General features: G+C 60.6%; 13 protein-coding genes. All 13 read right to left on the bottom strand.

Going from position 1 to position 15,874, the window contains the following annotated elements; translation table 11 throughout:
• Positions 1-407: 407 nt before the first annotated feature.
• The 13 genes from AC1DE3_RS09060 to AC1DE3_RS09000 all read right to left on the bottom strand — a co-directional run bounded on the left by AC1DE3_RS09060 (position 408) and on the right by AC1DE3_RS09000 (position 15,799).
• A complete protein-coding gene (locus AC1DE3_RS09060; protein ID WP_441511273.1) occupies positions 408-1,145 on the bottom strand; it encodes a LuxR C-terminal-related transcriptional regulator in 738 nt (245 codons plus the stop codon).
• 649 nt (positions 1,146-1,794) lie between these two features.
• Positions 1,795-1,986: a hypothetical protein gene (locus AC1DE3_RS09055; RefSeq protein ID WP_441511272.1), complete on the bottom strand. Its 192-nt coding sequence runs from the start codon at positions 1,984-1,986 to the stop codon at positions 1,795-1,797.
• Positions 1,983-3,017, bottom strand: coding sequence for a glycosyltransferase family A protein (locus AC1DE3_RS09050; protein ID WP_441511271.1), 1,035 nt, complete (start codon positions 3,015-3,017; stop codon positions 1,983-1,985). The genes AC1DE3_RS09055 and AC1DE3_RS09050 overlap by 4 nt, the downstream gene beginning before the upstream one ends.
• A 462-nt stretch (positions 3,018-3,479) precedes the next feature.
• The gene (rfbG, locus tag AC1DE3_RS09045; RefSeq protein WP_476852316.1) at positions 3,480-4,631 is read right to left on the bottom strand and encodes a CDP-glucose 4,6-dehydratase; all 1,152 of its coding nucleotides are present in this window, start codon (positions 4,629-4,631) and stop codon (positions 3,480-3,482) included.
• A gap of 249 nt (positions 4,632-4,880) precedes the next feature.
• A complete protein-coding gene (gene rfbC / locus AC1DE3_RS09040; RefSeq protein WP_441511269.1) occupies positions 4,881-5,450 on the bottom strand; it encodes a dTDP-4-dehydrorhamnose 3,5-epimerase in 570 nt (189 codons plus the stop codon).
• A gap of 183 nt (positions 5,451-5,633) precedes the next feature.
• Entirely contained in the window at positions 5,634-7,088 is a 1,455-nt protein-coding gene (locus AC1DE3_RS09035) for a lipopolysaccharide biosynthesis protein (RefSeq protein ID WP_441511268.1), read from the bottom strand.
• Positions 7,089-7,107: 19 nt separating this feature from the next.
• Positions 7,108-7,761, bottom strand: a complete 654-nt coding sequence (locus AC1DE3_RS09030; protein WP_441511267.1) for a PIG-L deacetylase family protein — start codon at positions 7,759-7,761, stop codon at positions 7,108-7,110.
• A gap of 2 nt (positions 7,762-7,763) precedes the next feature.
• Positions 7,764-8,639: a glycosyltransferase family protein gene (locus AC1DE3_RS09025; protein ID WP_441511266.1), complete on the bottom strand. Its 876-nt coding sequence runs from the start codon at positions 8,637-8,639 to the stop codon at positions 7,764-7,766.
• Between the two features lie 51 nt (positions 8,640-8,690).
• On the bottom strand, positions 8,691-10,259 hold the full coding sequence (locus AC1DE3_RS09020; RefSeq protein ID WP_476779681.1) for a hypothetical protein: 1,569 nt from the start codon (positions 10,257-10,259) through the stop codon (positions 8,691-8,693).
• A 382-nt stretch (positions 10,260-10,641) separates the two neighbouring features.
• Complete coding sequence (locus AC1DE3_RS09015) at positions 10,642-12,000, bottom strand: O-antigen ligase family protein (protein WP_441511264.1); 1,359 nt, start codon at positions 11,998-12,000, stop codon at positions 10,642-10,644.
• A complete protein-coding gene (locus AC1DE3_RS09010) occupies positions 11,997-13,010 on the bottom strand; it encodes a glycosyltransferase family 2 protein (protein ID WP_476852315.1) in 1,014 nt (337 codons plus the stop codon). The genes AC1DE3_RS09015 and AC1DE3_RS09010 overlap by 4 nt, the downstream gene beginning before the upstream one ends.
• 41 nt (positions 13,011-13,051) lie before the next feature.
• Positions 13,052-14,395: a glycosyltransferase gene (locus AC1DE3_RS09005; RefSeq protein ID WP_476852314.1), complete on the bottom strand. Its 1,344-nt coding sequence runs from the start codon at positions 14,393-14,395 to the stop codon at positions 13,052-13,054.
• Between the two features lie 18 nt (positions 14,396-14,413).
• Positions 14,414-15,799 carry an exopolysaccharide biosynthesis polyprenyl glycosylphosphotransferase gene (locus AC1DE3_RS09000; protein WP_441511261.1) on the bottom strand — a complete coding sequence of 462 codons (1,386 nt, stop codon included), beginning with the start codon at positions 15,797-15,799 and terminating at the stop codon, positions 14,414-14,416.
• Positions 15,800-15,874: the final 75 nt, after the last annotated feature.

Genomic DNA, 15,874 nt, shown 5'->3' with positions numbered 1-15,874 from the left:
CGACCGATTACCGAACAGGCTAGGAAAGCCGCCGCGGAGGCTCAAGACCGAACTTCGGCTAGATTTCGGCCGAAGTGCAATCAAAGCCGCTTATGACTTGCGAATTTGCGACGATCCGCCCGAGCAGATCGCAACCGGCGCGGCAGCGTGCAGGCGACAGCCTCTCGAGAGAGCCGACGACGCGGCCCGCAACTCCGTCGCGATCGCCGCCGGTTCGAACGCCTGGCGTCCGGGCTGGGGATGAGATCACACGCCTGACAGAACGGGCATCGGCGACCTCCTGCGCACTGCGCAGGCAAACTCCTGCCGACGAAGGGCCGCGCGGCCGGCAATCTGCGTCGGCCAGATCTCCGTTCATGCGCCTTCGGTCCATCAGAAGGCCGCTACCCAAGACCTAGCGGACTCCGTCAGACTTGATAAACGCTGGCGGCGGACTTCATGAGCGCTTTGTCCGCATCGGTGGAAGAGAACTGGGAGTTGTTGTTCGCCGGCTGCAGCTGCAATGCGTTGTTCATTCCCCAGATCGCAGCCTGCGTTCGGTTCTGAACCCGGATCTTGCGCAGAATGGCTTTGACGTGAACCTTTACCGTCGCCTCGGCGATATCGATCTTTCGCGCGATGGACTTGTTGGCGTCCCCTTCGATCAGACAACGCAAGATCGCCATTTCCCGCGGAGAAAGCAGCGGCGCGCCCGCACTCTCAGGCGGAGAGCATGACGCAACCTGTTCATCGTCGTTGGGAACGGGGACGGCTTTAGGGCGGCGATTTTTTTTGGCCGAGGAGGCCGCCGATGACGGGAATGCAGGCGGGAACACTGTCTCACCCAGCATCACCAGCTCGATCGACTTGACGAAGGAATCGCAGGAAATGACGTTGGCGAGGTAACCGCTTGCCCCAGCCTTGAACGCCAAAGCTGGCTCGTTAGGCTCATAGTGATCCGTCACCACGGCGATCGGCACGTTCGGGTGCTGGTCCTTTACCAGCTCGATTTCCGCCACTGCGAGATCGAAATCATCGCTGGTATGGGCGATGAGAAACATGTGCCTCTGGGCTCGAAGCTTGCTCGCCAATTGCTCTTCATAGGATGACGCAGAAAGAATGCGAAAATTCTTCTCTAGAAGAACCCGGGCGATGCCTTCTTTCATCAGGGAGTATTTTCCAATGAGGACGATACCATACGCTTTACTCTCCCTCATTAGCCCCTCCTGAATCATCAGGAAAACTCATATCCCCTCGAGATAGGCCAGGCGCCGTCTTTAACCGTCATCATCAATATTCGTCGACAGATAGCATAAGGCTTTACTTGCAAATATCAGGTTCGACGATATTCGGCCAACAGATACTTGCGCAACGCACTCTCGCTGCGGTCGATATTTGATCGGCCCTATATTTGCCTTGAATCGTCAGGGAATTTTTCAGCCACTGAAATGCCCGTAACGAATTAGTCATCAGCTCGACGTGGAGTCGAACGGTCGGCATCGGCAGAGATCATTGATAGCTAAAATTCACACGACCGGCAAGCCAATTAGCAAATCATTTACCATTGCCCCAAGACTTCGCACCGACTCTGCCCTTGCGTCACGTCGCACCGAACCTTGATTATCGGCTTGTTTTTTATCGATTAAATTCCACAGCACCCATGGGTTAACCTAAAATGCAGACGACATTCTGAGCATGTGCCAAGAGCTCCGCCTCTTGCCCGATAGCTGTGTGCCGCACCGAGGCAGATTCCCGAAAGCTCAGCCTACCATCCCCACAAGAACAGCGCTGCTGGGTGCGATCAAAGTCGGCTCTTCAAGCCTGGAACATGGCCGCCACCCCAACATGCCGGCCATCGGCAATCTCGCAAACGACCCTGTGAGAATTCCCAACACTCCGCCCGTTGGAAATTCCATGAAATTGCTCCGGGCGTCGTTCGCACTCGACTTTCTCGACCGAAGCGAGCTTCGAGCCAAATTGAAGCAAACCCTTGAGGTCGAGCGTCATCCACCTTTCGATGTCGCGCGCGCACCTCTCAGCATATAGTGCAAGCGAATTCGCCCGCTCAGCATCTGGAATGTCTCTTTCGGGTTCAAGATCAGATCGAATGCTTTTGCCACAATTCCCATGGACAGCTTGCGCCCGTCGAACTGATATCCGAGATCACGCAGGCGCTCGGCGTGATAATCCCAGAATTTCCTATCCTTGAATTTGAACGCACTGGCGGACAAATACGAATAGTATTGGTCCAGCAGCTCCCCGATACGCTCCTCGCGTTCGCGTCTGGTCAGGTACCAGTCGCCATATTCCTGGCAGTCGCTGATCTCTGCCGAGACATAGGCATTGAATTCGAGAGAGGAGGTCGTTGCTCTGCGATAATGAATTCGTTCGTACGCGAGAACCTGATGCACGAAACCGAAATCCGCATATCGCAGATGCTTAAGGCAGGCGCTGATATCTGCTTCCTGAGTCGGGTTGGGAAAGAACGCTTCAGTATTCCGCACCAGATCCGAGCGATATAGAACCGATGTCGGGTTTCCAAACACTCTCTGCGTCCCGAGGAGGTAAGAACGACAAATGTCTCGACCCGAAATAACGGTCTTCGAATACGGCAATCCGAGATTCCGGACGTACCATATGTCCCGGCCGCCACTCAGTTGATACGCACCGACAATACCGACATTCGGGTTCTCCTCAGCGAGACCCACCATTTTTTCCAGGCATTCCGGGTAGATCCAATCCTCTCCCAGAACCATCTTGCAATACTTACTTTTCTCTGAAATCAATTCAAAAGCTTTATTATATCCCGCAATACCTTGTTGCATATCTTTGTTTTTATAAATTTTAACGCGATTGTCTCGCCGACTATATTCGTCAGCAACACGCAAACTATCTTCATCCGCTGAATTACTCAGAATAATGTACTCAAAATCATTATAAGTCTGCGAAATGACACTCTCGATGCACTCCCGAAAGAATTCACCGCCATCCCCCAACGGCGTCACAACGCTTACAAACGGACGATGTTTATTTTTCATATTGCATGACCTCTTGGAGGCATTCTATTATATCGGATCGAATCCATTTTTACTTTATAAGACATAAGACAACCCGTCAGAAAAAGACGCTCTAAACCGAACGTCGCGACTGCCCGTACGAGCCAAGACTTCGTCCATGCCGGTATCAGGTGATCCGCCGCGCGCCTTAGCTCCTCCGCATCGCCGCGAAGGCGAAGCGCCGCGCATCAGCACGCACAGGATCAGTGCGTCGCAACTCCTCCGCATGCCGTTCGAAAATTCGCGTTGGCGTGGCTGCGGATGGGCTGACGCCGGCTCATGGCCTGACCACATCGTATTCCCGCCATCGTGCGAATTCCTGTCACGGATAACCGGCGCCATGCCTTCGTCCCAGAGGCCGCCCGCCGGACCGCGGCCGGCCATTCCGTTTTCAAGCACGATGACGTTTGGCATGGATGCACGTCCTTTGGGTGCCGCGCTCCTTTACGAGGTCAACCTTTGGCCATCGGAAGCAAAGGCATCGGCGGGCCGCGTTCTGGCCGCGTCCTGCGCGGCATAGTCCTGAAGCAGATATTCGTAGCGCTCGATCTGTCGGCGCGTAAGGGATTGGAGATCCTGCCCTCCTTGAAAGGCGTGATACCATTCGACGGTCCAGGCCAGGCCCTGATCGAGCTGGAGGACCGGATGCCAGTCGAGAGCCGCCCTCGCCTTGGCGGTATCAAGACGCAGCAGCTTCGCTTCTGCGGGATGAGCCGTCGCGTCGAGCGTCCAGGAGGCGCCGTCGCCCCATAGCTTCACGAGCTTTTCGACGATCCAGGAAACCGGCTTGGCATCCGTCTCCACCGGCCCGAAATTCCATCCCGATGCGTAGCGGGCTCCGTCCTCGGCGAGCCTCTCGCACAGCAGCAGGTAGCCGTGGAGCGGCATCATGACGAACTGCCAGGGCCTGATCGCCGAGGGGCTGCGAATGCGGCAGGGCCGGCGCCCCAGGAAAGCCCGGACCAGATCCGGGATGAGCTGATTGGCGGTCCAGTCACCGCCTCCGATGGCATTTCCCGAGCGAACGCTCGCCAACGCGACGCCGTGCTTGGACAAGGTTTCCGGCGAGAAATAGGAGTCGCGATAAGCGCTGTTCACCAGCTCGGCACAGCCCTTGGAATTGGAATACGGGTCGTGACCACCCATCGGATCACTTTCGCGATAGCCCCAGACCCATTCCTGATTCTCGTAGCATTTGTCGCTGGTTACGTTGACCACGACGCAGGGGCGCTTGAGCTGGCGCACCGCCTCCAGCAGATGGACAGTGCCCATGACGTTCGTCCCATAGACCTCGACCGGCTCTTCATAGCCGCTGCGAACCACCGACTGGGCGGCCATGTGGATGACCACGTCGGGCCTGCATTCGGCGAGCGCCAACTTGAGGTGAGCGAAATCCCGGACATCGCCGCGGATCGAGCGCACGCATTCGCCGACCCTCGCCTGCTCGAAGAGGTTCAGCTCGGACGGCGGCTCGAGCGCGTAGCCGGTGACCTCCGCCCCGAGCGCATCCAGCCACAATGACAGCCAACTGCCGGTGAAGCCCGTGTGTCCGGTGACGAACACTTTGCGGTTCTGCCAGAAAGAACGATTCAGCATGGCTGATCTAGCTCCAGACTGATCACGTCATCGTCTATTCTGAAGCGCCTCAGGGCCCACGGACGTGCTCGGCTGCGCTACAGCTCCTTAGATCACGAGGCTGCCTCGACGCAGACGCGGCGCCTCGAAGCCTGCACCATCCCGATCGGCCGCCGCAGTTGCTGTTCGCACCACGTCACGCCGCAGCGACGTCCTGCCGGCGCAGTGACATCGTCGAACGAGGCCATCCGAAAAAACCCGCAACATCCGTCACACGGTCAGATAGGGGGTAGAGGCGACATGGCCGAGCACATGTGCTGCCGGCGGCCAGTCGCGGTCCTGCTCAGAAATCTCGGTTACGTCCAAGGGCCACACGATGCCGAAGACCGGATCGTCAAAGCGCACGCCCCTGACAGCCGTCGGCGCATAGAAGGCCGATGTCATGTAGTGCATCTCGGTATCCGCCTCGAGGGTCTGGTATCCATGCGCGCAACCCTCGGGTAGGTAGAGCATGCGCCCGTTGTCGCAGCTCAGCACCACGCCGTGCCAGGCGCCGTAACTCGGCGAATCCGGCCGCAGATCCAGGACCACGTCGAACATCGCGCCCCGCGTGCAGCGCACCAGCTTGGCCTCGCTGGCCGGCGCTTCCTGGAAGTGCATTCCGCGAACCGTCCCGCGTTTCGTGCTGCGCCCCATATTCGCCTGGACAGGCTCGAACGCGATCCCCTGATCGGCGAATTCCTTGAGACACCAAGCGCGCATGAAACGCCCGCGGATATCGGCATGCGGAGCGGGTTCGATTACCATCGCCCCATCGACGCTTGTCTTCGCGAAGTGCATGCGCCACCTCTAAATTTCTGCCCCCTGTACATCAACAATGCCCGTCATATTTCCGGAGTTCCGGCACAAGACTGTACTCGAATATGAATTTCCTTTTTGAACCGGGGGATTTCGCGACCTCGCCTGCTTGGCATATCGGCTGCCGTGGTAGCGAGCGCCGGGCCCGCGGGAGTAGCAGCTGCGTCAGATGGGAGACGTAGCTCCCGCGTTGCGAAAGAGATCAAGATGCAGTGCCTTCTCACCTGCGATGAGAAGCAGTGCCGCGACATAGGTTGCGCCAAACGAGCCCAGATCCAGCGCAAGACGCGACAGCGGCGACAACGCCGGCGCGGCGAGCGCATGCACCACATAAGCGATCATTCCCGCGACCAGGCTCGCAGCCAGCGGTCTCGCCAGTGTCCCGACAAACTCACGGTATCGAACCCCGGTATCACGCAGCGCCCAAATGGTCACCGGGATCACCTTGAGCACCATGACGGCGGAATAGGCCATTGCGACACCGCGTGGGCCGTAAGGAAGCCCGATCAGCACGCCCGTGATCATAAGTGAGACGGAGAACAGCCCGATATACACCCCGCGCTTGACCATGCCGAGCGCATTGAGCAGCCAGCCGAGCGGATTGGAAATTGCAAAGACCAGGATCGTCGGAGCAAGGATCCTGAATATTTCGGCAGCGCTCGCCCATTTCGGCCCCAAGACCACCACGATCAGATCGTTGGCGAAGAGCGTGCAGACGACCGTCAGGGGCAAGGTCAACGTCACCACCAGCGAATAGGCCTTCAGGAAGAAGCGCCGGAAGCGGTTGAGATCGCTCTTGGTCCGCGACAGCGCAGCAAAAGCCACCTCCCCGATGGTGGTGCTCAGACTCTCGGTCGGAAAATTGATCAGATAGAAACTGCGACCATAAAGCCCGGCGGCTTCGGTGCCCCAGACGCGGCCAAGCAGAAGCTTGTCGATATTGTTCGTGACATAGGAGAGGAAACCGGTCAGCGTCGTGCCGATGCCGAACCGCAGTATCGAACGCAGGCCGGCCGCGCCCCGCGGGCGGCCTGGAATCCAGCGTGTCGATAGCCACAAGCCGATGGTCGTGACGAGCGGCAGCGTGATGGTCATCGACACGATCGCCCAATAGCCGTAGCCGGTCCTGGCCATCTCGATCGACACGGCGGTCGCGATCAGCAAAGCGCAGATATCGACCTTCGCCGAGGTCCCGAACGACATCCGCCGCTGCAGCATCACGCCATGCTGGATGCCCGCGGCGGTGATGACGAAGGTGAAGGCGATCACGTCCATGATCGCGAGAAGGCGCGGCTCGCCGTAAAACGCGCTGACCAGGGGGGAGGCTGCGAGGGTAATCAGCGTGAGCAAGGTGCCGGATGCCATGTTCAGCCAGAACAGTGACGAGGACTCTTCTTCGCTCAACTCGTCGCGCTGAATGGCGGCCTGAAACAAACCGAAGCAACCGACCATATTGAGTACACCGGTGAAGGCTGTCACCATGGTGACCAGGCCATAGTCTTCCGGCGTCAGCAGTCTCCCCAGAATCATGAGCGACGGGATGCGGATCATGAAGCCGAGCCCGCGCGCGCCGACATTGATCAGCCCGGCGCGCGCAGTTCTGTTCTTTAAGTCCTGCATCTTGTTCTCGAGTGCCGGTTCAGAGCATCAACTTTCGGGCATAGAATGCCTCGGCATATCCACTGGGCGCGTTGCACTCGATTCCGCGCAGCCGCATCAGTGCCATGAAGGTCGAGCGGTCAAACCAATGCTTGTTGCTCTGGGATTTAAAGGTATTGAGGATCAAATCGACTTTCTTTTCGCAGACATCGTCTGAAAGAGCATTGAAGACGATCGGCTGCCCGAGATCGCCGTCATACTTCGGAATCTCGTATTCCAGGATCAGGTGACTGCGAAACGTGTTCCAAGTCAGCTCGGCGATCAGCCGGTGATCCTGATGGGAGTCGTGACGGTTGTGCGTGAAGATGATGTCCGGAGACACTTCTCGCTTGAGCTCTTCGAAGACGTTCTTGATGTCGGCTCCGACGAAAGGCATGTAGCCATCCTGAAAATCCTTCAGGATGACCCGCTTCATGCGGGCGGGGTCGACGAATTGTCGCGCTCCGCTTTCCGCTTCCGATGCGCGAACCCCGTTCGCGCTAAAGACAACCCAATGGAACACGGCGTCCGGGCGCTCCGCTGCGAGCTGCAGCACTGTTCCGCCGCAACCGATCTCAATGTCGTCGGAGTGACAGCCCAGGCACAGGACCTGCAAAGGGGCAGCGCCGCCGCCATCCGGCTTCAGGCGAAGCATGATCACCCCACCTGCATCATCGTGGGAGCCGCTTGCGGCATCGTGGGGGCCGCTTGCGGTACCGCGGGAGCGACCGGCGTCGTCGCGGGGCATGAGACGGCGGCGCAGTCCTTCCACACCTTCCACGGTGGATTGGTGTCATTGAGTTCCTCAAGGCGCTGCTTGTCCTTGAAGGTGTCCATGCACTGCCAGAAGCCGGTACATTTATGCGCCAACAAGGCTTGTTGCTGGATCAGCCGCGCGAAAGGCTCCCGCACCAGTTCGTCGCCGGGATTGATGTAGTCGAAGATCTCGTTCCGGAAGACGAAGAAACCACCATTGATCCAGATATCGGAGTGACTCAGCGCCGACACCTCGGCAACCTTGCTGTCCGGCGTCGTCCTGACGATATCGAAGCTCGCCGTCGGCTGCACGAGAAGCAGGGAGCCAACTGCGCTGCTCTGCCGCATCTCCTCGATCATCGTCGGAAGGTGCAGATCGCTGAGACCGTCGCCGTAGTTCGCGAGGAAATACTCGTCGCCACGCAGATAGGGCTGCACGGCCTTCAGTCGTTCGCCGATCGTCGCGTGCAGGCCGGTCTCCACGAAGGTGATCGTCCAGTCGTCGCTGTCGCGGTTGATGAAGTCGATCTTCTGGCCGCCACGGGACCAGACGAAGTCGTTCGAGATCGACTCGTCATACTTCAGGAAGTAATCCTTGATGGCATAACCCTTGTGGCCCAGGCAGAGGATAAAGTCCTTATGGCCGAAATGGGCATAATACTTCATCAGATGCCAGAGAATGGGGCGAGAGCCGATTTGCACCATGGGCTTAGGCACATCATCAACATAGCCCCGGAGCCGCATGCCGGCACCACCGCAAAAGAGCACGACCTTCATGATACTCTCCTTCCGTAAATGCCCGCGGACCGCGGCTCGGCTTTTCTTGTCTCAGGAAGCGGTCTCGACCTTCATTTCTTCAGGCCGTCTGTATCCATAACGTTTCATCGCCGCTTCATCGGCCATGTTGAGCACCGTGCCGATGAATTTAGGCCGGGCCTGACCAGTGGATTGAAAAGCCTGCCGGACAAGCTCGGATTCCGTGGCTCCCCATTTCACGACGAGCAGGAAGCCATCCAGGGACTGAGCAGCCGCCCGCACCTCGGGACCTGCCACGAGCGATGGCATATCGACGATCACCAGGTCATAGGAGCCTTCGGCCGCTCTCAGGATCTCGTCCAGCAGATCGCGCCGCATCGGACGGAGCCTTCCCTCGGGCCGTTCGGCCAGCGGGAGGACATGCAGCCCGGCCTGCGCCTTGACGCTGTGGCCAAGCGCTTCGGTCTGATCTGCTCCAGGACCGAGCGGAGAGCGCGAGAGGCTCGCAGCCCAACGCGAGACCGAGGGGTTTTCCGGTACGGCATCGATCAGCAGGACACGCTTTCCCGAGGCTGCCGCCATCTTCGCCAGGCCGATGGCAAGCGTCGTTGCCCCCTCGCCCGCCAAAGTCGACGTCACGCCGATCGTCCGCAGCCCCCGCAGGGAGGTGCCCTGCAACGTAGCAGCCACGCGTCGCAAGACCTGGGCTTCGGATGCGAACAGATGCCGGGCGGCGGCGTCCTCCCCCGATGAACCCAGGCTCGGGAAGCGCGGCACCATGCCCAGGCACTCCAGGTCGAGGACATATTCCATCTGTTGCGCGCTGCGGACCGTATCGTTGATCACGTCGAGCAGGATGGCGGCGGCCGCGGCGGCGCAGAGGCCAAACAACGCCGCGGCAACGAGGATCAATATCGCCGGCGGTCCGTCTGCCTTAACCGGCGGCTCGGCTTCCGAAACCACCTGAGCGCTCGGGCCGAGGTTCTGATAGAGCTCGCGTAGCGTAGGCGCCTTCGACGAGGCCGCATCCGATGCCCGTCCGCGCTCCTGCAGATAGACACGGATCACGCTGTTGACGATGCGCGCAGCCTTCTCGGGGTCAGAGGCTTTGAAACTCACCGTGATCATATGGCTCGTTCCGACCTGACGAACGCCGAGTTTGCTGTTGATCGCTTTCAGCGTCGCGCTATAGGCGGGCCCGTTCTGCGCCGCTTCCGAGGAAGCCTGCGCGGCATCGCCCTTTTGCGGCCCCGACGGGGCCCGGCCATCGGCGGCGAATTCTGGGTCCTGGGTCAGTTGCAGCGCGTCAATCACCTGGGTCAGCACATTGCCGGAGCGAAGAAGCTCCATCTGGTTCTGAACCATCGGAAGATCCGCCCGGCCCGGCAGGACCGCCATATCGGGGCCCGTGAGGACCTGTCTGATGTAGACGAGCAACTGGCTGGAAGCGGTGTATGTCGTCGAACGGGATCCGACATAGATGCCGGCGATCGCCAGACATAGAAGCGCACCGATACCGAGAAGTCGTTTGCGGCTCCGGAGGCTGCCCAGGCCGAACGACGGCCGCGGCCGTCTGTCGATCCGGTAGCCGGCTCCTTCAGCACTCTCTACGACCGGTGGATGGCTGCTCTTGTCCAGCATGGGGCTCAATCAAAAAGAGGGCCGCGATTCCTACGCCCGGCGCGGCCTGACAAACTTGCGGATGAGGAGAAGCACCCTGCCGGCGCGGTCGCGTCGTGATACGACGATAACGTCAGCGCCTGACCTTCCCCCCACCCGGCGCCGTCCGCCTGCAGTGGCATTCACAGAGCAAACGCTGGAGGATCAGCCTCCGTTCCTGCGGTGGAGCTTCAAAGCCGCATCGACAGCACCTGACGACGGGGAGAGAGGCGAGGAAACGGCGGGACGAGCCGACCCCGTCCGGACCTGCTGAAGCCGGCGGCCAGAGCGCGATCGTTGGGCAGCGAAGTCGGCTGGCAGCTTTCGTTGCGACACGGCCGGCCACGCGAGCGCCTGCTCGGCGCTACATGATCATCCGGCGATTTCTATTGGGCGCCGCCGCAAGCATTTCCTCCCGGCGTATCCAGGCACACATCGTACCCATGATAAACCAGAAGTACCAATTGAACGACAGATAGAAGTGCATGTTGTCCGAATAGGACTCAAGCACATAGGCAACGAGAAGGCACAACATCACCAGAAGTCCTGGCGGATCGCGCGGCATCGCCCTCACCAGGCGATAGGCCACCCAACCAATCAGCCAAGCGAACGCAAGAAGACCAAGCAGCCCCAGTTCGAAGCTCATCTGCAGATAGAAGTTGTGGCCGTCGATGCCTTGAGGGCCGATCAGCGGAAAGAAGCTCGGCGTCGCCGGCTTGAACGACTCCAGGCCGTGCCCGAGAAGCGGCCGCTCCAGCGCCTGCGGAATCGCGGATTCCCACAGCGCTTGCCGCCAGACGTATGAGTTCAGCCGGTTGCTTTCGTTGAGTTGGTCGAAGTTGTCGACCTCCGTTGCAGCCGTGATGTCCGTCAACCGATCCATCAGGCTGGGATTTGCGATGAACAGTACCGGAACCAGGAGAAAGCCGGCGAGAAACCGGCGGTCGATCTTGAGCGCGTAAACCAGAAACATCAGGCCGCACGCGCCCCAGGCGCTGCGCGTTTTGGTGAGCATCAGAAATGCTGTCAGGAGCGGGATGTAGAGCGTGACCAGCATGTAGATGCGCGGTGTCACGCGAATGATCCGCGATGCTCTGACATAGAGCGCCAGCCCCAGCACCAGCACGAGATAGAAGGCATAGATGTTCGGATGCGAGAACGTGCTCTGCAGACGGAACTCGGCAAAATCGGAGAGACCGCGTGCAATATCGACAAACGCGTAAAGCGTGGGCGGGATGGACGATCCGATTACCACGAGGACGAACTGGGAGACATCGCGGACCGACCGCAAGATGAAGAACGGAATCGCGAAAAACGCCCAGTAGGTTAGCAGCACGAAAGCAATCCGCGCCGCAGCGGTGAAGTCCGGCGCGTAAAATGTCGAGCCGAAGGCGATCAGCAGGAACGGTCCCCATAGCGCCAAGACGGCAAACGGCGCCCTCATCGGCTCCCGCGCGAGAAAGACGACTGAAAGCGCGATCACGAGCACATTGAAGAGGGCGCCCACGCCCATCGACGAGCCGCCGGCGTCTCCCGTCAGCAGATTGAAGATCGGGTCGGACGAGGCCCGGATCAGCAGGACGCCGAACACCGTGGCGCGCAGCAGGCTCCAGATCGCCTCACTATTGGCCGCTCGCACAGAGGTGGTCGGCGAGACGCGATCCGCGTCGCCCTGAAGCGCACCGCCCGGGACAGCGCCGACCATGCGGAGTGTCGGTTTCATGCTTCCCGCTCCCTGGCCCCGATCCAAGCTCGAGGATGCTGCGTGCTCACCTGGCTGGCATCGCGGATCGGTTGCAGCCAGAGTTCGACCTCCTGACGCCAGGAGATGGGGACCGCGGCCGCGGCGCGCGCCTGACCGAGCCGATCCGTAATCTGCGGCGCTATCAGCGCGGCGGCGACGCGCGGCAGTTCCCGCCATTTGCCGTGCCTGAACGCGAGCGCCGCGAAAATGGTAGCGGCGCGCCACCGCGCGCCACCGCGCAGAAGCTGCCTGGCGAGATAGCGTTCATGCCCCGCCTCGTCCGAGCTGACGCTGTAGGCCGCCGCCAGTGCCGCGTACCGCTCGGCGATGACCAGACGCCCCGCCCGCATGGGATTGATGTTCATCGACAGCGATTGCCGGCCCAGGCGATAGGCAATCAGGGGCCGGTCAACGGCCGCCAGCGGCGAATGCCGCGCCAGCCTGATCCAGAGATCCCAATCCTCGGAGCCCCGCAGCGCAGTGTCGAAGCCTCCGACCTCCCGGACAAGGTCGCGTTCGGCGATCACCGTCGATCCCGTCGGGATCCGATTGCTTTCGAGCAGAGCTGCCAGCACATCGCCCCCCTCGACGTGATGATGACCGATGACGCCCAGGTTCTCGTCGACGACCGCGACACCCGTACACCCCCACCGCGCCGAACCCGCGCGCAAGGCGCCTAGCTGTTTAGCCAGCTTGTCCGGCGCCCATAGATCGTCATCGTCGCAGAATGCCACCCAGCGCCCCGCGGCGCGCGCAAGACCGGCGTTCCGCGCGCCCGATATGAAGCGCGGCTGTTCATGATGCACGACCGCAACGCGCGGATCCGTAGCCGCGAGGCGATCGAGCCACGGCCGCGTGTCGTCGGTCGAACCATCGTTGACCACAACGAGTTCGATTGAAACGCTGTGCTGGCGCAGGACGGAATGGACTGCCTGGGGCAGCATGTGCCGACGATTATGCGTTGGAACGATGACGGTGACGTCAACCACTCAGGCGCTCCTCTTTCCTCTCGTGGCCCATCACCGCGTGATCACCCATTCGCGCAGGCCGAGTGGCCGGGGCGAAGCGTGACCACGTTGTCAGCTCTCGCTCCATGACCCTCGGCGGTCGCCGCTTCATAGGCGCTCGCGGGCTCATCGACCTCGTCTGCCCCGTCAATCGGCGCCGGATCAAACGCCTTCGCCCTGAAGAGAGCTGCCAGCTTCCGGCATTCCTGGACGATGTCGTGCTGCTCGAGCACGCGCTTTCGCCCGGCCGAGCCCATGGTCTTCACGAGTGTGTCGGGAGCCATCAGACATTGCCTGATCGCGCCCGCGAGTTGATCGATATTTCCGGCCGGCACGAGCCAGCCGCAGGCCTGCTCCGTGACCAGCTCGGGAATGCCGGCGACATAGGTCGTGATGACCGGGCGGCCGAGCGCCAGCGCTTCCATCAGGACCACCGGCAATCCCTCGGCGAAGCTCGGCAGAACCAGCGCCCTCGCCTCGCGTATCGCGGCGCGGACCTGGGCGTTGCTCATCCAGCCCGCCAGCACGACCTGCTTGTCCAGCCCGAGTTCCCGGATGCTTCGCTCCAGTTGCGGCCGCAGCGGACCGTCTCCGGCCATGGTCAGCCTGAACGGCACGCCCTCGCGCGCCAGGACCGCAAGGGCATGGAGCAAAACCAGTTGCCCCTTCTGTTCGCTCAGGCGGCCGACCGTCACCAGCTGCGATTTCGGAACGATTTTGAGCGGCTGCATGTTCAGGAAATCGGCGTCCAGCCCGCAACGCACCAGCTTGATCTTCGACCACTCCTCCGGGGGGATCCAACGGCAAAGCTGGCTTCCCGTAAACGAGCTCACGACACAGACGAATGCGGCATGCTTCACCTTGGCGGGCAAGCCAAGATATTCGGGCCTGTCGAACTCATCCGGGCCATGTATTGTGAAACTGTAGGGCACGCCGGTGAGAATATGGCAGAGCATGGCGACTTCCGCGCCATTCGTTCCGAAATGCGCGTGGACGTGCTGAATGTTCTCCTGCAGCACCCATCGCGCGAGGACCAGCGCTTCGGCAAGATAGGCGAGGTGCAGAGGTGCCGGGCGACTTGAGCGCCGCATCATTTTCAATGCAGCCCAAGTGGCTTTTGCCAGAGCTTTTGGCCTCTGCACCAAGGCGTCGGCAAAGGCGGCGGCGAACTTGGCGCGGTTGCCGTCGAAGATGTAGCGCGTGCGACCCTTCTCGCTAACGTCGTCCGGATCGACCAGCTTGCGGCCACTATTGCGAAGCGAGACGCGGAGAACGGAGATCCCGTTCTTCTCGAGCTCGACGATCTCGCGCCGAATGAAAGTGTGCGAGACCGCGGGATATTCAGATACGAAGTAACAGATCCGCATCGACGCTTCCCTTGTCGCTCAATATGCGTTGGTGTACGCGCGCTTCGATATGACGGTCAGGACCATGATCTTCAGATCAAAGAAGAATGACCAGTTATCGACGTAGTAGAGATCGTGTTCGATCCGATTCTGCATCTTCTCGAACGTATCGGTCTCGCCGCGAAGGCCGTTGACCTGAGCCCAGCCGGTGATCCCCGGCTTGACGTTATGCCGGCGGAACATTCTACGGATCTGGTCTGCAAACATGTGATTATGGGCAACGGCATGCGGCCGCGGCCCGACGATGGACATCTCGCCCCTGAGGACATTCAACAGCTGAGGCAGCTCGTCGATGTTCGTCCGCCGCAGCACCCGTCCGATGCGGGTTACGCGGGGATCGTTCCGGACGGCCTGACGAAACTCGTTGGTCGCGTCGTCCAAAGTCGTCATGCTGCGGAACTTCAAAACCAGAATCGGCTCATTGTTGAAACCCAGACGAGTCTGCCGAAAGAGCACCGGGCCCCGCGAGTCGAGCTTTATCAAGGTTGCGATGACAACGAAGAGCGGCCACAGGAGGGTCAGTGCCGAGGCGGCGACGATGATATCGAAACTGCGCTTCAGCAGCCGATCCCGCAACGAGCATGGCCCGCAGAACAATTCGAGCACCCGCTGCTGACCATAGTGTCCGATGCGGCTGCGGCGCATGAGCTCGGCCAATTCCACCGGCAAGAGCTGGATGCGGACGGGAAGCTCCGACAGCGCCCCAACGGTGCCGGCGACAACCTCCATATTGTCCGAGCCGAACAGAATGAGCACCGCGTCGATAGGCAACGCCCGGCATTCGCGCCGGATCTCCGAGAGCTGCTCCTCCAGGGAAGCATTGCCACCCGCCTGCCCGGACGCCGAGGGAAAGTCGTACCACCGCAGGATATGCTCGTGCCGTGCCGCCAGCCGCGCGCGAATATCGCCTACGGCCTGTGCGCCGGGCATGATCAAGACGACCATACTTTCCCGGCGCCATTGCCCGCGCCGGCGCACATGATCAATGACTTGCCAGAGAACCGCTCTGATCGCGATCTGGCCCAGCAACGCGGCCACCAGCTGCGCGAGGAACGTGCCGCGAGAATAGTCGTCGAGATTGTCGGTCACGTAGCCGATCGTCAGCAAGATGACGAATGAAAGACCGATAGCGGCGCCGCCCCGCGAACGGCTGTGCTCGTTCCATTCCGGGCCGAGCAGATCATACTGGTTGTCGGCGAGACACAGGGCGACGTACAGCGCTCCCGCCGCGACGGAAGCCAAGGCATATTCGGCCCGGAAGAAGATCACGCCGTAGACAGCCGCCGAATACGCGACGAATGCGCCATAGGCGCAAGCAACGACCACGACCATCTCGAGGCCGGCCACCACCACGGTCCAAAACACCTGCGTCCTGTGATTGAGCGCAGTTGCGGAATGATGCTGGGTTCCGGGAGAAACAACATTTGTTGACATTGGCTC

The sequence above is a fragment of the Allobosea sp. 10L417 genome (assembly GCF_056395485.1).
The sequence above is the reverse complement of the archived record's forward strand: the minus strand, read 5'-3'. Positions and strand labels throughout refer to the sequence as shown.